The 21,484-nt window shown below is 54.0% G+C and carries 17 protein-coding genes and 1 pseudogene; 14 read left to right on the top strand and 4 right to left on the bottom strand.

Annotation, left to right across the window (positions count from 1 at the left end):
* The first annotated feature begins 219 nt into the window (after window positions 1-219).
* From A8O25_RS09005 to A8O25_RS08985, 5 genes are all read left to right on the top strand, one after another.
* On the top strand, window positions 220-2,655 hold the full coding sequence (locus A8O25_RS09005) for a TonB-dependent receptor (RefSeq protein ID WP_153042666.1): 2,436 nt from the start codon (window positions 220-222) through the stop codon (window positions 2,653-2,655).
* A gap of 1,204 nt (window positions 2,656-3,859) precedes the next feature.
* Window positions 3,860-4,264: a DUF983 domain-containing protein gene (locus tag A8O25_RS08995; RefSeq protein ID WP_066833801.1), complete on the top strand. Its 405-nt coding sequence runs from the start codon at window positions 3,860-3,862 to the stop codon at window positions 4,262-4,264.
* 71 nt (window positions 4,265-4,335) lie between these two features.
* Window positions 4,336-4,668, top strand: coding sequence for an AraC family ligand binding domain-containing protein (locus tag A8O25_RS22640; RefSeq protein WP_082893539.1), 333 nt, complete (start codon window positions 4,336-4,338; stop codon window positions 4,666-4,668).
* The gene (locus tag A8O25_RS08990; RefSeq protein WP_161947722.1) at window positions 4,614-5,207 is read left to right on the top strand and encodes a helix-turn-helix domain-containing protein; all 594 of its coding nucleotides are present in this window, start codon (window positions 4,614-4,616) and stop codon (window positions 5,205-5,207) included. Before A8O25_RS22640 ends, A8O25_RS08990 begins: the two co-directional genes overlap by 55 nt.
* Window positions 5,208-5,294: 87 nt before the next feature.
* Window positions 5,295-6,896 (top strand): PQQ-dependent sugar dehydrogenase, encoded by a 1,602-nt coding sequence (locus tag A8O25_RS08985; RefSeq protein WP_066833798.1) that lies wholly within the window; start codon window positions 5,295-5,297, stop codon window positions 6,894-6,896.
* A gap of 54 nt (window positions 6,897-6,950) precedes the next feature.
* Here the strand turns inward: A8O25_RS08985 and A8O25_RS08980 are convergent, their stop codons facing one another.
* Entirely contained in the window at window positions 6,951-7,274 is a 324-nt protein-coding gene (locus A8O25_RS08980; RefSeq protein WP_066833795.1) for an Mpo1-like protein, read from the bottom strand.
* 181 nt (window positions 7,275-7,455) lie between these two features.
* Between A8O25_RS08980 and A8O25_RS08975 the strand changes: the two genes are divergently transcribed.
* Complete coding sequence (locus tag A8O25_RS08975; RefSeq protein ID WP_066833792.1) at window positions 7,456-8,295, top strand: energy transducer TonB; 840 nt, start codon at window positions 7,456-7,458, stop codon at window positions 8,293-8,295.
* Between the two features lie 116 nt (window positions 8,296-8,411).
* Here the strand turns inward: A8O25_RS08975 and polX are convergent, their stop codons facing one another.
* On the bottom strand, window positions 8,412-10,121 hold the full coding sequence (gene polX, locus A8O25_RS08970; protein WP_066833789.1) for a DNA polymerase/3'-5' exonuclease PolX: 1,710 nt from the start codon (window positions 10,119-10,121) through the stop codon (window positions 8,412-8,414).
* 321 nt (window positions 10,122-10,442) lie between these two features.
* Here polX and A8O25_RS08965 point away from each other — a divergent pair, with 321 nt between their 5' ends.
* The 7 genes from A8O25_RS08965 to A8O25_RS08935 all read left to right on the top strand — a co-directional run bounded on the left by A8O25_RS08965 (window position 10,443) and on the right by A8O25_RS08935 (window position 16,687).
* Entirely contained in the window at window positions 10,443-10,841 is a 399-nt protein-coding gene (locus A8O25_RS08965) for a hypothetical protein (RefSeq protein WP_066833786.1), read from the top strand.
* Between the two features lie 57 nt (window positions 10,842-10,898).
* Entirely contained in the window at window positions 10,899-11,303 is a 405-nt protein-coding gene (locus A8O25_RS08960) for an EVE domain-containing protein (RefSeq protein ID WP_066833783.1), read from the top strand.
* 71 nt (window positions 11,304-11,374) lie between these two features.
* Window positions 11,375-12,907, top strand: a complete 1,533-nt coding sequence (locus A8O25_RS08955; protein ID WP_066833781.1) for a hypothetical protein — start codon at window positions 11,375-11,377, stop codon at window positions 12,905-12,907.
* Between the two features lie 62 nt (window positions 12,908-12,969).
* Window positions 12,970-14,547, top strand: coding sequence for a hypothetical protein (locus A8O25_RS08950; RefSeq protein ID WP_066833779.1), 1,578 nt, complete (start codon window positions 12,970-12,972; stop codon window positions 14,545-14,547).
* A 78-nt stretch (window positions 14,548-14,625) separates the two neighbouring features.
* Window positions 14,626-15,180 carry a bifunctional pyr operon transcriptional regulator/uracil phosphoribosyltransferase PyrR gene (pyrR, locus tag A8O25_RS08945; RefSeq protein WP_066833776.1) on the top strand — a complete coding sequence of 185 codons (555 nt, stop codon included), beginning with the start codon at window positions 14,626-14,628 and terminating at the stop codon, window positions 15,178-15,180.
* Between the two features lie 3 nt (window positions 15,181-15,183).
* The gene (locus A8O25_RS08940; RefSeq protein WP_066833774.1) at window positions 15,184-16,107 is read left to right on the top strand and encodes an aspartate carbamoyltransferase catalytic subunit; all 924 of its coding nucleotides are present in this window, start codon (window positions 15,184-15,186) and stop codon (window positions 16,105-16,107) included.
* Between the two features lie 169 nt (window positions 16,108-16,276).
* Entirely contained in the window at window positions 16,277-16,687 is a 411-nt protein-coding gene (locus A8O25_RS08935) for an STAS/SEC14 domain-containing protein (protein WP_066833826.1), read from the top strand.
* Between the two features lie 77 nt (window positions 16,688-16,764).
* Here the strand turns inward: A8O25_RS08935 and A8O25_RS08930 are convergent, their stop codons facing one another.
* Both A8O25_RS08930 and A8O25_RS08925 read right to left on the bottom strand, forming a co-directional pair.
* Complete coding sequence (locus A8O25_RS08930) at window positions 16,765-18,360, bottom strand: TolC family protein (RefSeq protein WP_161947720.1); 1,596 nt, start codon at window positions 18,358-18,360, stop codon at window positions 16,765-16,767.
* Window positions 18,361-18,505: 145 nt separating this feature from the next.
* Window positions 18,506-19,794: pseudogene (locus A8O25_RS08925) on the bottom strand (aminopeptidase P family protein).
* Window positions 19,795-19,950: 156 nt separating this feature from the next.
* On the opposite strand from A8O25_RS08925, the gene A8O25_RS08920 reads away from it, so the two are divergent.
* Window positions 19,951-21,483 carry a S8 family serine peptidase gene (locus A8O25_RS08920; RefSeq protein ID WP_066833822.1) on the top strand — a complete coding sequence of 511 codons (1,533 nt, stop codon included), beginning with the start codon at window positions 19,951-19,953 and terminating at the stop codon, window positions 21,481-21,483.
* Window position 21,484 lies beyond the last annotated feature (1 nt).

Below are 21,484 nucleotides of genomic sequence, written 5' to 3'. Positions count from 1 at the left end.
CCGTGTTCGGTTTTGACAAAAGCCACTTAAATAACAAGGACAAAACAGACTGTGTCCTTAACTTCGGCAGAATCGCAGCATAAACTGTCCGAAGTATTGTCAGAAAACAGGCCGAAAACAGCAGTTGGCATAATTTTCCCAGGCGTTGGGATTATTTTTTTTCGGGTGAAGGCCAGCCCGCGCACCTTTGGGCATCATTTCACCAAAACCCATTTCCCCATGCGCCGTCACCTCTACTACACCCGCTGCCTGTTCCTCCTGCTTCTGTTCACCGCGCTGCTGTCCCCGTGGGCATTGGCCCAGCCCGGCACCACCGTGAAAGGCCAGGTGCTGGAGGCTAAAACCCAGAAACCGGTGGGTTTCGCCACTATTCTGCTGGTGCAGCTGCCAGACTCCAGCGTGGCCAATTCTATGATGGCAGATGAGGCGGGCACGTACGTGTTTGAGAAAGTGGCCGCCGGCCGATACCTGGTAAAGGCCAGCCGCATTGACTTCAACACCGCCGTGAGCCAGCCGTTTGCCGTGAAGGGGCAGCCGGTGCAGGTACCGGCCTTACAAGCCCTGGAGAAAACCACCGCACTCAAAGAGGTGGTGGTGCAGGGCCAGCGCCCCTTGCTGGAACAGCAGGCTGACCGCCTCATCCTGAACGTGGAGAAACTGAATACCGCCGGCGACAATGCCCTGGAAGTACTTAAAAACGCCCCCGGCGTGCGCCTGGACAAAGATGACAACATTCTCTTTAGGGGCAGCGGCAGCGTGAACGTGATGCTCAACGGCAAGATGACCTACATGAGCGGCACCGAGTTGAGCAACTACCTCAAATCCTTACCCGCCTCGGCGGTAAGTAAGGTGGAACTCATTGCCAACCCACCGGCTTCTTATGACGCGGCGGGCACGGCGGGCGTGATCAACATCCAGCTCAAGCGCGAACTCACCAAAGGCATGAACGGCACCCTGAGCGTGGGCACCGGCTACGGCAAATATGAAAAGGCGTGGGCGGGCATCAACCTGAACTACAACCTGGGCAAGTTCAGCTTTTACACCCGCCTCAACACCGGCCACTACAACTCATACAACCGCCTCACCATGGAGCGCACCATCAGAGACAGCCTGTACCGGTCTGTGAACTTCTGGCACCCCAAAACCAAAAGCGTGAACGTAGTGGCGGGCGGCGACTGGTTCATCCATAAGCAGCACACCGTGGGCCTCATGCTCAAAGGCTACACCTCGCCAGAGAACACGCTCACCACCAGCAACTCAGTGAATTATGACGTGCCGGGCAACGCCATTGGCAGCGTGCAGATGAACAACCCCAGAGACGTGGCCTCTCACAACTACAGCCTCAACGCCAACTATAAGTTTGACATAGACACCACCGGCCGCTCCCTCTCCTTTGACGCTGATTTTGTGCGCTACCGCAACGGGGCAGACGAGCTGTTCACCAACCAGTACCTGGGGGCCGCCGTGACCGGCGAAAGGGAACTGGAGCAACTGCAGAGCTTCTCAGACGCCGCCATCCGTATTTTTGCTGTGAAGCTGGACTACGTGCACCCGCTGGGCAGCAACTGGAAAGCCGAGACCGGCTGGAAAAGCAGCTGGGTGCAGAATGACTCAGACATCAGGTTTGAGCGCCGCCAGGAAACCGGCTGGCAGAATGACGCGGGCCGCACCAACCACTTTCTGTATGACGAGAACATCAACGCCGGTTATCTGAGCCTGAGCAAGAAATTCAGCAAACAGCTGAGCTTCAAGGCGGGCCTGCGGGCCGAGCAGACCATCTCCGAAGGTACTTCGCTCACTACCCAGAATGTGGCCAACCGCAACTACTGGGAGCTGTTCCCCAGCGCTTTTGTGAGTTACAGCCCCAAAGATGACCACCAGTTCTCCACCTCGTACAGCCGCCGTATCAGCAGGCCCAACTACCGCAGCCTGAACCCGTTCACGTTCTACTCAGACCCGTACACCGGCCTCAAGGGCAACCCGTTCCTGCAACCGTCGTTCTCCCACTCGTTCCAGTTCAACTACATCTTCAAAGGTTTCCAGCTGTTGGGCATCAGTTACCTGGAGCAGAAAGATTTTGTGATGGAAGTGGTGCGCCAGAATGATGTTACCAAGGAAAGCATCAGCACGCCACAGAACCTGGCCCGCGCCACGTCTTTGAGCTTCAGCAGCGGCGGTACCCTGCCCGTGAAGAAATGGTGGAACGCCAACCTGCAGGTGCAGGCCAGCCTGAACAAGGTAAACACACCCGTGCAGGGTGAGCAGTACAACCAGGAGCAGTTCTCCTGGGACCTCAGCACCGACCATAACTTTGTGCTGCCTAAGAACTTCAGCGTGCAGATTGCCGGGTACTACAGTTCCCCGTCTGTGTCTGGGCTTTTCCAGAACAAGGCCAACTACCAGTTGAACCTGGGCGGCAAGAAGACCTTTCTGGACGGCCGCGCCACCGTGAGCCTCAAACTCAACGACATCTTTAACACCTCCCGTTTCAGGGCCCACCTGCACTATGACAACGTGAACATGTACTGGCAGAACGAGTGGGAAAGCCGCCGCCTCAACCTGAGCTTCGACTACAAATTTGGGAACAGCAAAATCAAGACCGCCCGCAACCGCAGAACAGGAACCGGTGACGAAGAAAACCGGGTAAGCAAGTAACCTTAGCGTGGCTACCAACTTCTGGCCCTGCACTTTTGCTCGCAACGGTCCCTCAGCTTTGATAGTTGAGGGGCCGTGTTTTCGGCCTGTTTTGGCCAAAACAGGCGAAAAACGCAAAAGCCGGGGTTGGAGAATGAAACTTGCCCAAACGTTCACAGCAGCTGCGATCACCACGGTGTCTTTGGAAATGGCTGATGGTGGATTACTGATGCGGTTGAGTCAGGCAACTGGCGCGAGACTGCTGTCTCGTGCCAAGGATGGTGCGAGTCTCCAGACTCGCCGGGAGCCGCGGGGAGATCAGCTATGCGTGAGAATACCCCTACCCCTCCAGGGAGGGGAGTAATCAGGCATGCGTGGATCAGCAGGTGTAAACATCCCCCTTCGCCCCCTTCTAAGGGGGAGTATCTGCTATTGATGTAAGGCACGGAAGTAACTTCCGCGCCTTAGTGGGAAACAGAGAGTTACTGAGAAAGCTGCAGTCAGTGGGGAATGGGGTATTGGAAAAGAAGGAGTAGTAGGAATAGCAGAAGAACAGCGCCCTAAAAGCTAGTTTGCGTTTTGGGTCTGTTTTCTGGAAAACAGGCCCGAAACAGAACAGAAGCCCCACCAACTGCACCACCAGTTAATTGTACCTAAGAATTACCGCAGACCCTTATACCTCCTCATCAGTGCCTGCGGGAGCGGGCGACGCAGAAGCCGCAGGCGCCGAGGAGCTTAGCGGGAGCACGGACAGACGGTTCAAAACCGTAATGGCCACAGCAGCTATGAAAAAATAGCGGTATCCAGGTGCGAAATTAAATGAAGCCCCTCCTGTTTGAGCGGCAGCGAGTCAGGGGCTTCTTGATTCTTTTGGTTAGGTTGAGCATCAAGAATCAACGTGACAAACGCAGGCAGAAAGCAACTGCAGTCAAAGGCTTGGCAGGAACGGGAATGGGAGCAAAAGGTAATTTAAGGTAAAAGTTCCCTCGGCAGGATCAGGAAGACGTTGTAGGGTAGGTTCAACAGGAACAAAAGCTGCTATAGAACAAAATAAGGAGAACCAGCTGCAAGCACCCCAACCCTTCCCGGGAGGGGAGTTATCTTCAATGCGTAAGAGACAAGGCGGTGCCTGGTCTCTACTAAAATCACCGCAACAACCGTCATTTGTCCTATCCCAATCTGCCTGCGGCACGTACCTTTGTAGTAGACTTAACCACCGGAAGCCATGTTAGGGAAAGGTTCTAAACTATACAGCATTGCCAAACTCAAATGCCCCCGCTGCCACGAAGGCGATTTATTTGAGAACAACAACCTCCTGAGCTGGAGCAGGTTCTCGCAGATGAAAGACCATTGCTCTGTGTGCCAGCAGGTGTACGAGCCGGAGCCGGGCTATTACTACGGCGCCATGTACGTGAGCTACGGCCTCACCACCGCCCCTACCCTTGCGTTTGTGGTGCTCATGATGCTCTACTCAGGCGAAGTAACCCTTTGGTCCCTCATGGCGGCCCTGGTGTTGAGCCTGGTGCTCTTTCTGCCGGCCATTTTCAAACTTTCCCGGGCCATCTGGATTAACATCTTCATCAGCTACAACCCCACCGCCGCCAGCAGTCCGCAGGCGCGGGGGCATTAACCAAAGTTGCTGTTTATAGGCTATTTTTGGTAATTTCGGGCGAAACCAGCGCGGCGCACACCGCTTGGCGTATGCCCGAAAAACTCCCTGTCTACCGTATTCCTGATTTTACCGCCGCCCGCGCCCTGACCCAGGGCTTTCACGTGGTAGACCTGCAGACCCACCGGCAGAAGCACGCCTTTGTGCAGGCCCCGCACAAGCACGACTTTTACCTGTTGCTCTATCTCCGGCAGGGCCGGGGTACCCACACCATTGATTTCACCGAGTACCCCATACAACCGCACACCGTTTTCTTTCTAACGCCCGGCCAGGTGCACGCCTGGGACCTGGCCCCAGACACGCAGGTACGTTGCTGTTCTTTTCACCGGAGTTTTTCCCCAACGGGCAGGAAACAGAGAAACTGAGACAGTTTCCGTTCTTCAGGGCCTGGCAACAACTGCCGTTGGTCACCCTTTCGGCGGCAGAAGCCGCCCCCGTTGAGCAGCTTTTTCAGAACCTGCTGCAAGAATACCAGACGCCCCAGCCACTGCAGACAGACGCCCTGAAAAGCTACCTGCACCTGCTTTTGATCCAGCTCTTGCGCCTGTACCCCAGCCAGTCCCCTCTGTCTGGCAGCACCACATGGCCCTTCCAGCTGTACCAGCTGGAGACGCTGGTGGAGCGGCATTACCGGGAGCACCGCCCCGTTTCGTTCTACGCCCAGGCCCTGCATCTCACCGCTAAGTACCTGAACGAGCTCTGCAAAGAGAACCTGGGCAAAACCACCTCAGATTTACTGCAGGAGCGGCTGGTACTGGAAGCCAAGCGGTTGCTCATCCATTCGCCGCACCTCAACATTGCACAGGTGGCGCAGGCCCTGGGGTTTGAAGACAATTCCTATTTCAGCCGGTTTTTCAAGAAAGAGGCAGGGCGCACCCCTGAGCAGTTCCGGCGGCAGGGGTAAATACTGATTCTGCCCGCCATTTCTGGTTTTGAACAACCAATTACCGCGGGCGGCGGTTTAAAGAACCGGTATCCAGCATTTGTCCCCATGGCCCGCTCACTTTTTCTTCTCGTAAGTTTATTCATTTTCGCCTGCTTCCCCCGGGCCACCAAAGCCCAACAGGTAACGGGCCCCAAGGGAGAAGTCTTCATGGTGCGGGTAGTCAAGGCTCACCTCAGCGACCCCTGGGAGGTGACGTACGGGCCGGACCAGCACCTGTGGGTCACAGAGGCAAAAGGGTACCGGGTAAACCGGATCAATCCTGCCACCGGCGCTCAAACCGTACTGCTGGACCTGAACAACGCCAAAAACTTCCCCCGGTATGACAAGGTCCCAGACAGCCTGGACGGGGGCAAGCCCTGGCCGCAGGGCGGGTTGATGGGTCTAGCCCTGCACCCGCAGCTGCTCACCGGAAAACCGTATGTGTACCTTGCCTACGCCTACCGTTTCGCGGGGGCCAACCAGCCGGGCGATGGCTGTGACCCCAACTTTGGCGGCTGCCATTTCACCATGAGGGTGGTGCGGTATGACTATGACCAGAAGGCACAGAAACTGGCAAACCCCACAATTCTCTGTGACAGCATACCCGGCAGCAATGACCACAACTCTGGCCGGCTACTCATTGCCCCCGTGAACGGAAAGCACTTCTTATTTTACACCGTGGGCGACATGGGCGCCGGGCAATTTAAAAATGTAGGCCGCCCCAACCATGCGCAGCAGATCAGCAGCTATGAAGGGAAAGTGCTTCGGTTCAACCTGGAGCCAGACAGGGACCGAGGCGGCTTTGACCGCTGGATCCCCAATGACAATCCGTTTACCAAACCAGGGAAGCAGAACGCCGTCTGGACCTACGGCCACCGCAACGCCCAAGGCCTGGCGTACGCCGAAATTGGGGGAGTTGGCCAGATTTACACCAGTGAACACGGCCCTTTCTCAGACGACGAGATCAACCTGCTAGAGAAAGGCAAGAACTACGGCCACCCGCTTATTATTGGGTACAATGACAACAACTACAACGGCTTGGCGGCGGGTGTGAGCAGCCACTCCCACCTTCCCGGCGAATGGCACACCACCTACCCCACCATCACCAGTGAGAACGCCAATGCGGCGGCCATTGGGAAAGACACCTACCGAGATCCTCTTCTCAGTCTCTACCCCCACTCAAACGCTTTCCTCCAGCGCATTCTGGAGCAGGAGCGAAGCGGGGGGAAGGCCTCGCCGGAGTGGCCGTCAGATGCGCCCAGCAGCATTGAGGTGTATACGGCCTCGGCCATACCCGGCTGGCAGAACTCGCTGCTCATTCCCACCCTTAAAACCGGGAAACTGATCAGGGTAAAACTCAATGCTTCGGGCACCGCCGTGACAGGTGACACCCTCTCTTACTTCCATCAATCCCAAACCCGCTACCGCGATCTGGCCCTCTCCCCAGACGGTAAAAAAATCTATCTGGCCGTAGACAGCTCCTCGGTCACTTCCGGCCCCTCGGGCGAAGACCCCAAAGGCAACCAGTACCGCGGGGCGATTCTGGAATTCACGTACCTGAGAGGCGGGAAATCAGGGAAAGGCGCTACCGCCCCCCTTCCGGTAGACCGGAAACCAGCGGGCACCAAAGAAGCGGTTCGGCCAGCTAAGAAAAGAAGAATAGAATGAGTTTTCCGTTTTCGGCCTGTTTTCTGAAAAACAGGTTGAAAATGGCTTTTGGCACTATTTAGACCTGAACTTTTGCTTACCAATCAGCAACTGGAAAAACAGCACAAAATCTGACGCCAGACTGTAGAGCGGGTATTGGAACGTGGCCGGCCTATTTTTCTCAAAGAAGAAGTGCCCCACCCACGCAAACCCGTAGCCAATCACCGGCAACCCCCACAGCCACGCATACCGCCCCAATACCAACGCCGCTATGAGCAGTATCAGAAGCAAGCCGGTTCCGGTAAAATGCAGCACCCGGCTGGTGGTGTTCTGGTGCTCTGAGAGGTAGAACAGGTAGAACTCTTTGAAGGAGGTGAGGCGGGGTGAGGGGTTGGCCATGGCAATTCACAGTTACTGTTTTTCTATTTGTACGAAGTGCCCATGATGTTGATTCCTGTTGCGATAGTAGCACATCTTATACCTTTCCTGTTTTTAAGCTATTTTCTTAAAAGTAGCTGAAAAACAGGAAAGGCAATTTGAGTATCTTGGTCGAATAAATCAATTTCTTCATTTCTTACCTATGAGGCGGCCTATTTACCTCTATCTTCTATTTCTCCTTTTTGCCTTTCCAGCTTTCGCTCAAACCGGGGAGAACTCCAATGCTAAAATTTATATTGCGGTAGAGGAAATGCCTGAATTCCCGGGTGGGAATGATTCATTGATCTACTACATCAGGGATAATTTTATCTTACCTAGGTACGCTTCTTCACCAGATACTTTGGCTACCATCTATGTAACGTTTGTGGTAGATTATTTTGGGTATGTACAGGATGTGCAGAACTTAAACAGGGTTCATCCTCGTGTAGACCAAAATGCAGTGAATGTTATAAAGGGAATGCCCCAGTGGAAACCAGGAAGGCAGGACGGGGAACCGGTCAATGTAAAATACACGGTTCCTATCAGGGTGCCCGCTCCAAGATCTATTCCTAGCTTTTTGCGTGGGAAATCTCCCTTTATAGAACTTGCCTATGATGAAGAAGCATATGAGGCAGGTGTCTTTCTGGGAACAATGGAGAACCCGGAATTTCCTAAAGGTGAAAAAGCCCTGGCCAGCTTTATCAGGCAACACTACAAAATTCCTGCAACAGCGGCACAGAAAAAAGTAAGCGGCACCGCAAAACTATCTTTCATAGTGACACCCGCCGGAAAGGTTACCAGAATCAAAACCATGTCAAACCTTGGCCATGGCATTGAAGAAAACCTCACCGAAACCCTTAGCCAAATGCCTGCCTGGAAACCAGGTGTAGATAAAGGGCTCCCCCAGTTCGTGAAAAGAACCCTTGAGTTTCAAATCACTAATGGGAAAGCGACTTTCAAAGCCATTGTTCCTTCTGAATATGACCAAGTAGATTTTGATTAAAAAGATCTTGTAAGCAAACCAAAAAAGCAGCGATAGTCAGTTTTTACTGTTCGCCCACAAGATCTTTCCAAGATGACCAGGAGGTGTGACTTCAGGTTTGTGACGTACAGAACAACTCAAATCCCCTTCGCCTTTTTCCGCTCCGCGAAGTACGACTCCACTTCCTCCCGGCTCTTGGCGTTGAAGGTCATCTCTGCTGTTAAACCGCCTTTTCGGCCTACCAACACGCCGTAGCGCATGTCTTCGTAGCCGCGCATGCTGTGGGCGTCTGGGTTGATGCTGAGCAGCACGTTTTGGCTAAGGGCGTACTCTACCCAGCGCCAGTCCAGGTCTAACCGCCAGGGATTGGCGTTGATTTCAATGATCACCTGGTGTTCGGCGCAGGCGTCAATGACGGCTTTGTGGTCAATGGGGTAGCCTTCGCGGCGCAGGAGCAGACGGCCGGTGGGGTGCCCCAGCATGGTGGTGTACGGGTTGGCAATGGCGGTGAGCAGGCGGTCGGTGGCTTTGATGATGTCCATTTTGAGGTTGCTGTGAATGGAAGCCACAATGAAGTCAAAAGACGCTAAGACCTCCGGGTCATAGTCTAAGGAACCATCGGCTAGAATATCTGACTCAATGCCTTTGAAGATTTTGAACGGACCCAGCTCCTGGTTCAGGCGGTCTATCTCTTTGTGCTGCTCTTTGATCCTGAATTCCTGCAGGCCGTTGGCGTAGTAGGCAGATTTGGAGTGGTCACAGATGCCCAGGTACTCATAGCCCAGCTGCTGGCAATGCACGGCCATCTGCTCCAGCGTATGGGCCCCGTCTGAGTAGGTGCTGTGGTTGTGCACCGTACCCTTCAGGTCAGCGTCTGTGAGCAGGGCGGGCAGCTTGTTTTCTTTGGCCAACTCCAGCACGCGCGCGCTTTCCCTTAGCTCCGGCGCAATGAACGGCAGGCTGACCCGCTGAAAGATTTCTTCTTCAGAAATGGCTGGTTCGCCGTAGGCTTCGGCCATGAGGGTGTCGCCGTTCTCATTCACGGGCAGCCCCAGCCAGTGCGGGTTGGCCGAATACAAGAACACCTGGTTCGCAAACCGCCGCTCCGGCACCAGCCGCACCTCCAGCTTCACGCCTGAGGCGTCATGCGCCCCCCGCCACACAAAGGGGCCGGAGAGGTTTTCCAGCGGCGTCACCCCCGGCAACTCCTGCAGGAAAGCCGGCCAGTGGCTGTCTTCTTTCAGGCTGATCAGGAACTGCAGGGTCTCTACGGTTTCCAGGTTGCGGCGTACCTCCCCCACCACTTCGGCGGAAGCCGTTTCTGGCCTGTTTTTCAGAAATTGGAGCAAATCCAGCGCCAGCGGCTCGGCCTCGGCCCACAGCAGTTTGCCTTTGTTGGCCTCAGTGTACTGCAGCCCCTCCAGAATGGTCTGCTGGGTTTTCGCCCCGAAGCCTTTCAGCTTAGAGATCTCATTTTTCTCACACGCCTCCCGCAGCCCTTCAATGGTTTCCACACCCAGGTCTTTCCAGATGGTTTTGATTTTCTTGGGGCCAATGCCTTTAATGCTGAGCATCTGCACTACGCCCTCGGGGGTGGTTTCCAGCAGGCGGTTCAGGTCTGCGTGGCTGCCGGTCTGCACGGCTTCCAGAATCTTGGCGGCCATGCCTTTGCCAATACCGTCCAGCTTCTCCAGTTGTGATTGGCTCATCTGGTGAATGGGCTGCTCTAGGCGCTCCAGCACCATGACGGCGCTGGTATAGGATCTTATCTTGAACGGGTTCTCGTCATGCAGCTCCATGAGTGAAGCCGTGAGCCGGAACATACGGATGAGTTCTTTGTTTTCCACGGAAAAGATTGGCTAAGGGTGGTCAAGCAAAGATACAAAGTTAGTCCTGAGTTCTGAGTCCTGAGTGCTGAGTAGGGGCTAAACCGCTTCTTCTTGTCAAGCCGTTACCCGCCTCTGGCGAGTGCGCGCCCTCAACCTGCTGTTTTAGGGCTGTTTTTGGGAAAACAGCCCTAAAACAGAAAAAGCTGCCAGAAAAATCTATGGTTTAAACTAAATCCAGCCCCCAGAACTCAAGTCTATAAACTCAGAACTCATAAAACAGAACTATTTATTATCTTGTGCCTAGTTTACCAGGATATGCGTCTTTGGCAAACTCACCCTATGAAGAAACTGTCTTTGCTTTGCCTTTTCATGTTGGGCCTGATGGCGTTTCAATGCCGCACCGGTGCCGCCTTACCAGACGCGGTGTATGGCCAGACCTGGCTGTACTCGTATGAGGAAGACTCCGCCGATGTGCGCACCTACCGCCCCAACACCTTCCGGTTTCCGCCGTCGCGCGGGCGTACCGGGTTTATGCTGAAGCAGGACGGCACCTTTATACACTATGGCATTGCCCCGGCAGATGGTCTGGAGGAGCAGCCCGGTACCTGGAAGGCAACTTCAAAAAACCAGATACAGGTTACGTTCTCAGATACCAGCAGGCAGCCTGCTAAACTTGAAATCATCTCAGCGGCTCCCACGGTTTTAAAAGTGCGCCGGTTAACCCCTGAAGAAAATTAGTATCCACCTTTATTCAACTTGTCTTGTACCTGCCACACAGGTCCTTGTTTTTACCTTATGAATTACTGGCTAGTAAAGTCTGAACCTGAAAAATACGCCTGGTCTGATCTGGAGCGTGATGGCCACACCACCTGGGACGGGGTAAGAAATTACCAGGCCCGCAACAATCTGCAGGCTATGAAAGAAGGGGATCTGGTTCTCTATTACCACAGTGTCTCTGAGAAAGCCATTCTGGGTATTGCCAAAGTGGCCAAAGAAGCGTACCCAGACCCCACGGCAGATGATCCCAGATGGCTGGCGGTCACGTTGGCGCCAGAGAAAGCGTTTGCCACACCGGTAACCCTGGACCAGATCAAAAAAGAAGAGCAGCTGCAGAACATTGCCTTGCTGCGGCAGTCGCGGCTTTCTGTCATGCCGGTCACCCCAACTGAGTTTGATTACCTGCTCAAGCTGGGGAACTAGCGTTACCTGAGTTTTGGCTGGCCCCGCTGGCATTTCTACGTGTTATAATCTTTCACTGGCACCCTCTTTTTATGTCACTACTCATCAGAAGCATTACCAAGTGGAGCCTGTTCCTAGCCTGCTGGAGCATCTGCCTTAGTAGCCAGGCACAAAAGAAACATAAAGAAAAGGAAAAACCGGCGGCCCCGGCCCAGACTTTCAGGGCTGAGCTGAAAAGTGATTCTTATGAAGAAGACCACCTGGTACAGCCGTTGCCAGACTCTACCCTTCTGGTCATCACCACCAAGCGCAGCACCTGGTTCTCTAAAGAGGATTTTGTACTGACTAAATTCTCTAAACGCCTGGAGCAGGTGTGGAGCACCAAGCATGAACAGCTCAACGGCACCAGCCTGGAGTATGTGACGGCTGACCAACAGAACATTTACCTCCTTTTTTCCACCAGGGAGCTCAAGAAGCTGATGCTCTACAAAGTAGACCCGGCCACAGGAGCCGCTTTCTATTCTGAGCACAAGCTGCCCACCGCGTATATTGACCTACGAGACATGAAAGCCCTAGACGGGCAGGTTTTTCTCTACGGATTGGAGCACATGAAACTCAACATGCTGCACCTTAACCCGGCAGAAGAGGAAATACGGCTGCTGCCGGCTGTTTTTGGCACAGAAGATGACCTGGGCGAATTCAGGGTTGACACGCTGACCAAGACAGTGGAGTTTGTGGTGGGCGAAACCAACGGTTGGCGCTCCCGGGTGCAAACCAAACGCATGACCTCCCTGGGCGAGGTAGTGGGCACGTATTTCCTCCAGCCCCGCGACATAGACAACAACCTGCAGCCGGCCCGCCTCACCCCCGGTGATACGCTCTCCAAACTTTTAATTGGCACCTTTGGCTACCGCACCACTATTTTCTCTAAAGGGCTTTTTACGGGTGATCTTGCCGGCAACCTGAAATACTATGAGTTCAGCCAGCTGAAGCATTTCTTTGAGTACACCACTCCAGGCAGACAAAAACGGCTCAGAGAAAAATTTGCCAAACGGGAAGCAAAAGGCAAACCTATGATCCTGCGGTACCGGTTGCTGCTGCACCCCCTTATGCCCCACCCCCAGGGATATGCGCTGGTGGGCGAAATCTACTACCCGCAGTACAACAACAATGGCTACACCAGCCCCGGCCCATCAGATTTCGGGAACGGACCGTTTACCCGGCGCGTTTCTGAAGGGTTCCGGTTTAGCCATGCCATTGCCTGTGTCTTTGACCGCCAGGGTAACCTGATCTGGGACAACGCCTTTAAGCTGCAAAATAAAACCTACCCTGTACTGGCCCCTACCATTGAAGCGGGTGTGATGCCCAACGGGCATATAGCCATGGTCTACCCAGAAGATGAGTTTCTCAGATTCAAAACCCTCCAGCCCAATGTCTCCCTCTCCAATGAGGAGAAAGTAGAGGTACGCCTGCAGGAGGAGACAGACAAAAAGGTGACCAGCAACAATGAAGGAATTGTACACTGGTACGGGGGCAATTTTGTGGCGTTCGGGTTTCAGCGAATCAGGCCCGCCGCCGGAGATGCCCGCACCGTGTTCTACCTCCAGAACGTGGTGTTTGAATAAGCGCCAGGGCCTGACCCTCCTTTTCACACTAAACCCCACGCCTTCAATCTGACACCTCGTTTATGTCTTTACCTCTTCGGCTGCTTTTCTTAAAGGTGCTCCTGATGGGGTTTCTTTTCCTGCCAAAGCCGTCTGTTTTGGCCCAGCCAATGAAGTTAGGCGTACGAACCGAGATGGAAAGTTCACCTTTTAGTGACCGCCACTGGCTACAGCCGCTCCCAGACAGTTCCCTCCTGCTGGTTACCACCAGGTCTGGGTCTGTCACCAAAAAAGACCATTTTCTGGTAAGCAAACTCAACCACCAACTGCAACCCGTGTGGCAACAGAGGTTTGAGCAGCAACCACTTACCAAACTGGTTGGAGTATCATCTGACTCTCAGCTCTTTTATTTATTATTCTCCATAAGTGGCACCCCTTCCCTTTTGCTGTACCAGATTTCCAGTTCCACAGGCCAGGCCTGGCTTACCCGCCATGAGCAGACAGCAGGTAACGTGACCATTACCGGAATGAGTGTGGCAGCGGGGCAGCTACTGATCTGCGCACAACAGCAGCGAACCGGAACCACCCTTCTATTGGCCCTTGACCCGGCTCAACAGCAGCTTTCTTTGCTGCCTGCCATGTATCACTCAAAAGAACAACTGACAGATGTAAGAACTGACCATGCCCTTCGCCTCACTGACCTGGTAGCCACTGAAACCAACAGCCTACAGTCCAGGTTTAAAATCAACCAGATTTCCCCCAGGGGCGATTTAAAGGAAAGCCTGGTGGTACCGGCCCAGCTGAACAGCGTTTTTCAGCAAGCCAGAATTACAACGGGCATTACCCCTTCAAAACAGATCATTGGCACCTACGGTGACAGGGGCAGCTCTTTTACCAAGGGCATCTTCAGCTCAGGCCTGGCAGGCAACGCTACCTTCTATGAGTTAGGCCAACTACAGCATATTTTTGAGTATGAGCATACCCCTAAGCTCCAGCGGCTCAAGAGAAGGTACAACCGCCAGAAAGCAAAAGGCAAAGACTTCTCCCTACGGCAACAGGTGTATCTCCACCAGGCAACGGCCCATCCCGCAGGTTTTTCTGTGGTGGCCGAAGTATATAAAACCATCTACAGCAAAGTTCCTTTTGAACCCGGGCCAGCGTATACGCAGGTAGCCAACTCTTCTGTCACCGTTGGCTCTAAGCAGCAAGGGTTTTTCCAATTTAGATCAGAGCATGCACCCACCACTACCATGCTGCAGGGGAAACGGATCTATGTCAGCTACCGGTTTCAAGCCGCACTCATTCTGGTCTTTGACCAGGGGGGCAATTTAATAGAAGAGGGCAGTATAGCGCTCCAGCACCATAAAACCACTGTCTCGCCCACAGTCACCTCAGCGGTAAATCCTCAGGGAGAGTTGGCCCTGGCGTATGTAAAAGACGGTTCCTTGCACTATTCCCTTTTCCGCAACTCATCCTGGCGCCTACAGCCACCGGTTGCCCTGCAGCAAGACGGGTATGAGGGAAAGCCTATTCTGAAGGAGCCAGACGGGGTGCTGCCCTGGTATAACCAAAATCTTCTGGCGTATGGGTACAGGCGTCTGCCCACCAAGGAAGGAAAGAGCAAATCGGTTCTGTTTTTACAGCGCATTCTTTTCCAGTGAGGGTTTTTCAGCAGATTAAATCTGGTTTTTACTACTTCGGCTTCTGGTAAGTCTTTATATTTGCCCAAAACCCGGACCATGCATAAACGCCTCATTGTTCCGCACGCTCTGTTTCAGATCATGATCAGGCGCCTGGCGCACCAACTGATTGAGACGCACCGTGATTTCTCTGACTCTGTCATTTTAGGCCTGCAACCCCGCGGTATCTATGCCGCAGACCGTCTGCAAAAGACCCTCCAGGAAATACTAGGGGTGACGGTGCAAACCGGTTATCTGGACATCACCTTCCACCGAGATGATTTTAGACGCCGGGCTGCCCCTTTGGCCCCCAATGCCACCAAAGTAGATTTCTCTTTAGAGGGTAAGCGCGTCATTCTGGTAGATGATGTGCTGTACACCGGCCGCTCAGTACGGGCAGCTTTAGACGCCATGATTTCTTACGGCCGCCCGGCGCAGGTGGAGCTGCTGGTGCTTATTGACCGCCAGTATACCCGCGATCTGCCCATTGAGGCTACTTATACCGGCCAGCGTGTTGATTCACAGCACTCCCAGCGGGTAGAAGTAGCGTGGCAAGGACCCAACTCTGCAGAAGATGCCATCTGGCTTTTAACCATTACCCCAGACCAAGAATAACCCATGCAACAGCTTAGCGTCCGGCACCTGTTGGGCATCAAAGACATTACCCCACAAGACATCCAGCTCATTTTTGAGACGGCAGACCAGTTCAAGGAGGTATTGAACCGGCCTATCAAGAAAGTGCCCAGCTTACGGGACGTCACCATTGCCAACGTTTTCTTTGAGAACTCCACCCGCACCCGTCTTTCTTTTGAGCTGGCAGAGAAACGGCTTTCAGCCGATGTGATCAACTTCTCAGCCTCCGGGTCATCTGTAAAGAAGGGCGAGACGCTGCTGGATACGGTCAACAACATTCTGGCCATGAAGGTAGACATGATAGTGATGCGGCACAGCAGCCCCGGCGCCCCCCACTTCCTGTCCCGCAAGATCACCGCCAACATTGTCAACGCCGGAGACGGCACCCATGAGCACCCCACCCAGGCCCTGTTAGACTCCTTCTCCATTAGAGAGCGATTGGGCGAAGTAGGCGGTAAAAAAATAGCCATCATTGGTGATATCACCCATTCCCGGGTTGCCCTTTCCAACATCTTCGCCTTGCAGAAACAGGGGGCTGAAGTGGCGGTGTGCGGCCCGCCCACGCTTCTGCCCAAACACATTGGCGAGCTGGGGGTAAAGGTGTTTTGGAACGTGCGCGAAGCCCTGCAGTGGTGTGACGTGGCCAACGTGTTGCGCATCCAGCTGGAGCGCCAGACCGGAAAGCTGTTCCCGTCACTGCGCGAGTACGCCCTTTACTTCGGGATCAATAAAAAGATGCTGGATGAGCTGAACAAAGAAATTGTGCTCATGCACCCGGGGCCTATTAACCGGGGCGTGGAACTTACCTCAGACGCCGCTGACTCCCACCACTCTGTCATTCTGGATCAGGTGGAGAACGGGGTGGCCATTAGAATGGCCGTCCTGTACCTGCTGGCCAGCAAAGGATAAGGTACCCCAACTTGCTTAGTGATTCCCGTTTTGGGGCTGTTTTTGTAAAAACAGCCCCAAAAGGGAATTTTGCGTTGTGCCGTCATGGGGCAGCCTACTAAATAATTTTCCTTTTCACTGAATGAAAACCAAGCATTTGGTGTCTCCTCAGAAAGTCCTGTTTAAAACTATGAAAAATGAGCTTGTTAATCCCTTCGGCAGAGTGTACATCACCGTGGAAGAGGATTTTAACAACCGGTTGATCTATGTGAACTGGATGGGCTATTTAACCGAGGAGAACGTGAAAGCTGGCGCCAAAGCCTACACCGAAGCCCTTGCCCAAGCCGGTTTCAACTGCGTACTGAATGATACCCGCCTGATTGTGGGCTCCTGGAACCACTCCATGAATTGGGTTTTAAATGAATGGGCACCTGCCGCCGCCAAAGCCGGGTTAAAACGCATTGCCATGCTCGCGAATCCAGACACGTTTGGAGGATCAACTGCGGCCACTTTTATCAATGAGTTGAAAGTGTTTGAAGCAAAGGCCTTTGATGCTATTGAAGAAGCCCAACAATGGCTTTCCAGCTATTACCCTGCTTAAAGTGCTACTTACCTTCTCTAAAAAAGGAGAGAGCCCGCCATTAGTAGCGGACTCTCTCCTTTTTTGTTTTAGCTGTGTTAGAATGGCAACGGAATGGTGAGCGGCTGGTTCAGCTCAAAGTCATACAAAGTCATGAGCCTGAGGTTGTAGTAGGCGTTCCAGAAGTTTCTGAGCGAGCCCACGTACCCTCTTCTAGCTGAATCACGTTCTGCCGCCGCCTGGTTCAGCTCCAGCAGCCCAATCTTTTCCTCCAGATACCTGTCTTTGGCACCCTGGTACCGGCGTTCAGCCAGTTCATTGGCTTTCTGCGCCACTTTCATCTGCTCCCGCAGCATCTTGAACCGCTTGATCTGCAGGTACACATCCTGGTCAAAGTTCACCTGCTGCTGCTGCAAATTGGCCTTTACCAGTTTCTGGTTGGCTTTGGCGGTTCCAATTCTACTCTTGGTTCGGCCCCAGTCCATGATGGGGAGGGTAAAGCCTAGCCGTACCCGCTGCTGCTCAGCCGGATCTCTATAAGCCTCCGCCACCTCAATGGCCTGCTGGGTAAGACCGTACTGCAGAAACAGGTTCGCGTTGAAACCGGTCTGGCCTTCTGCCACCGCCACTCCCCTTTCAGCCTCCAGCTCCTCACGCTGCATACCAATGACCCTGGCCCGGTATTTTTTTGCCTGGGCAAGGGCAAACTCCTCATCTACCGGAAACTGCGGGATCAAGTCTGGGGTTGTCAACCTGATAGGGTAGTCATCTGTAATGCCCAGAAAAACCTTGAGCCGCAGGGTACTGGTTTCCATGTCCAGCACGGCCTGCTCCAGGCTTTGCCGGGAGGTGAGCAAACTCAGCTCCAGCTGCAACAGTTCATTTTCCCCAATTCGCCCTTCTTTAAACCTGATTTGCGAAAGCTTGAAAAGAGTGTCATTATTGGCCACGTTTTTACGGGCAATGTCATAGCTCAGCTGGTTCTGCAGCAGAGTAAAATACATGTCTGTGGCCCGCACGGCCAGCTCTTCCATGTCTTCCCAGAAATTACGCTTGGCTTCCTCAAACCGGAGGGGCTCCAGCTTCTTGTCCCATTTCAGGCCGTTGAACCCAAAGATGGGCTGGCTGTAGGTGATGTTGGCCGGGTTGGTGGAGTAAGCCTTCTTCTGCACAAACCGGTCTGGCCGGGAGGGTCTGAAGTCATCAATGCGCTGCAGGTTGGAGTTGATAGAGATCACCCCGCCGGTTAGGCCAATGTTCTGACTCAGCGCCAGCTGCGCCGTAGAGGTGGAGATGTCCCGGTCCTGAAACTTTAAGCTACCGTCTGGCTGTAGAACCGGCTCAATACTCTTGGTATAATCTGGCAGCGTGGCGTACAGGGTTAACTGCGGCAGGTAATTACTCTTGAACGTATGGAATTGCCAGGTGCGGTTCTCCAGCGTAGTCAGGGCCTGCTGGTAGCCCGGAGACAGTTCTTTGGCCATTTTCACCACCTCTTCCAGGCTGTAGCGGCGGGTATTGGGGTCTTCCACCTCCTCAGGCAGGGTGGGCTTCTGGTGCTGCACCGGTGGCGCCGGAATCACTTTCTTTGGGACAGGCTTTCGGCGCTGCGCCTCTGCCAGAAAGGTAAAAAGAACAAGGCATATGATTCCCCCCCACTTGACCACACGGCTTATTCTTGCTACTGGTGTCACGCTTATTTGTAAACTTTGATTCAAATAGATTGTAAAAAAAACCAGATGGACGGCTTCCATAAGCAAGCCCGTCTGGAGGGACATGCTGTTTTAGGGCTGTTTTACCAAAAACAGCCCTAAAACAGGAAATGGAATAGAGGAAAGGTTAACCGCGCATCTCGCGCTCAATGTCTTCCAGTTCCAGCGGAATATTCTCCATGAGGTCTACCGGGCCGTTGTGGGTAATGAGTATGTCATTCTCCAGCCGTATGCCCAAGCCTTCTTCCCTGATATAAATCCCGGGCTCGCAGGTAAAGACCATACCCTCTTCAAACGGACGGTATTTATCGCCCACGTCATGCACGTCTAACCCCAAAAAGTGCGAGGTGCCGTGCGGGAAGTATTTCTTGTAGAGCGGGGCCTCTGGGTTCTGGTTGTTCACGTCTTCCTCAGTGAGCAGGTCCAGTTTAATCAGCTCGTTCTCCATGACCTTGCCCACAAACTTATGGTACTGGTCCAGGGTGTTGCCGGGCACCAGCATCTGCTTGGCGGTTTTCATGACATGCAGCACAGCGTTGTAAACCTCTGCCTGGCGCTTGGTGAATTTCCCGTTCACGGGTATGGAGCGGGTAAGGTCAGCGGCGTAGTTGGCATACTCGGCCCCAAAGTCCAGCAACAGCACGTCGCCGTCCTGGCACTCCCTGAAATTGTCAACGTAGTGCAGAATGCAGGCGTTGGCGCCAGAGGCGATGATAGACCCGTAGGCCGGCCCGCGGGAGCGGTTGCGCAGGAACTCGTGGCTGATTTCGGCCTCAATCTCATACTCCATCACGCCCGGTTTCACAAACTTTAGCAGGCGTCTGAACGCTTTCTCAGTGATGTTGCAGGCGGTGCGCATGAGCTCAATCTCACGCGGGTGCTTCCTGGAGCGCAGGTAGTGCAGGTACTGGGTGCTGCGGCAGTAGTTGTGCAGCGGGAATTTTTCTTTGATCTTCTTGATGAACCGCGCATCACGGGTCTCTACCTCTACCACGGCACGCAGTGCTCGTTTGAGTTGAGGTACACGTTCTCTGCGTACGGCATGAGCGCGTTGAGAATGCTGTCAAACTCATGGGTCCAGAAGATGGTCTGGATGCCAGACACCTCCCGGGCCTGCTCCTTGGTGAGCTTGTAGCCTTCCCAGGTGAGAATGTGGTCATTGGTTTCGCGCACAAAAAGGATCTCCCGCAGGCGCTCCTCCCGCGCATCTGGGAACAGCAGCAACACGCTCTCCTCCTGGTCAATGCCGCTGAGCCACAGCAGGTCGCTGCTCTGCCTGAACGGCATGGTGCCGTCTGCGTTGGTGGGCATGACATCATTGGAATGGAAGACGGCCAGCGACTGGGGCTTGAGGTAAGATATGAACTGCTGGCGGTTATGGATGTAGAGGTCTTTCCCGACGGACTCGTACTTCATGGCGGTGTCTTTTGTGTTGTTCTCTGGTTGGCGCAGCCCCTGTTTTTGACCTGTTTTTCAGAAAACAGCCCTAAAACAGGAACCCGTTTGAAGCTTAAATGTATGACAATAAATGATAATTTGCAGGCAAATACACTTCTATAACTTCTGTTGGGCGTGCGCTATTGTACCGTAATTCTTTTTTTCTGGATCTTTTCCCTTTCCTGTCTCACCGGTTTGCCCGCCCTGGCCCAGCAGCGGTATTGGGTGCAGTTTAAAGACAAACCCGCCCCGGCTTCGCCCGAAGGAAACCCCCAAACCCGGCGGCAGCTGGCAGACACCCCCGTTCACCAACCCTACCTGGACAGTCTGGCGCAGTGCGGAATAAAAGTGACAGGAGTCTCCAAATGGCTCAACGCCGCCGCCGTCACCGCTTCCCCGGCCCAGGTTGCCCACCTGAAGCAGATCGCTTTTGTGCAAGACATGGCACCCATTTCCGGGTTTTTCCGGCCTAGCGGCCGAAGCTCCCCTACGCCTCCTAAACTGCTGGCCAAAGGCGTGGCGCAACTGCAACCCGGCCCGCTTTTGGCCGCCGGCCTTACCGGCAAAGGGGTAAAGATTGGCGTGATTGATGCGGGGTTTTACCAGGCCTCTGAGAAGCCGGGCTTGCAGCCTCTTTTTGCGGCCGGCCGCATCAAAGCATTTAAAGATTTTGTGAACCCCGCCCAGACCGCACCTTACACCCAGCGGGAGAGTTATTTAGATTTTCACGGCACCGACGTTCTCTTAGCCATAGGCGGCTTTGACCCAGACCAACAACTCTTAACCGGCCTGGCTCCCCACGCAGACTATTACCTGGCCCGTACCGACCACGGCGGCCGGGAGAACCGCGTAGAAGAGGAGAACTTTGTGCGGGCGCTGGAGTGGCTGGATAGTCTGGGGGTACGTCTGGTGAATTCCTCTCTGGGCTACGCCCTGGGTTTTGACAACCCCGCTGAGAACTACCGCCCCCGCCAAATGGATGGCACCAGCTTTATTGCCCGCGCCGTGCAGACAGCCATTGAGCAGAAAGGCATGACCATTGTTGTCTCTGCCGGAAATGACGGAAACAACCGGAACTGGCAGATTATTGGTACCCCCGCAGATGCCCCCGGTACCATTGCCGTTGGCGCCACCGGCTACAGCACCTGGACCCGCCAAGGCTACAGCGGCATTGGCCCCACCTTTATACCATATCTCAAACCAGACGTGGCCTGTTTCGCCAAAGACGGCACCTCTTTCTCGGCCCCCTTAATCACGGGTTTAGCCGCCTGTCTGTTGGAAATGAACCCCAACCTCACCTCAGCCCAGCTAACAGACATTCTCAGGCGAAGCGGCCACTTGTACCCGTTTGGCAACAACTACCTGGGGTATGGCGTGCCACACGCAGGAAACGCACTGGCACTGGCCAAAGCCCCCACACCACCACCCCTAGAGAAAGCACTGGTGACCGCCCATGGTAATGCGTTTACCTTTAAAGACCCTACCTTTTTTTCCGAAGGCAAAGGGGCAATCGTTTTGTTTAGAAAAAGCTCCCCCACCCTGGTACTAGAGCAACAGACGCAGCCTTCCTTCACCAGAAAGATCAAACTGAAACGCCTGCCCAATGAAACCCGCACCACGCTCCAGAAAGGCCGCCAGGTGGTGGAGGTGGAGTGGGTTACGCCTTAAA

Origin of the sequence: Rufibacter ruber (assembly GCF_001647275.1) — a bacterium.
Classification (GTDB): domain Bacteria; phylum Bacteroidota; class Bacteroidia; order Cytophagales; family Hymenobacteraceae; genus Nibribacter; species Nibribacter ruber_C.
The sequence above is the reverse complement of the archived record's forward strand: the minus strand, read 5'-3'. Positions and strand labels throughout refer to the sequence as shown.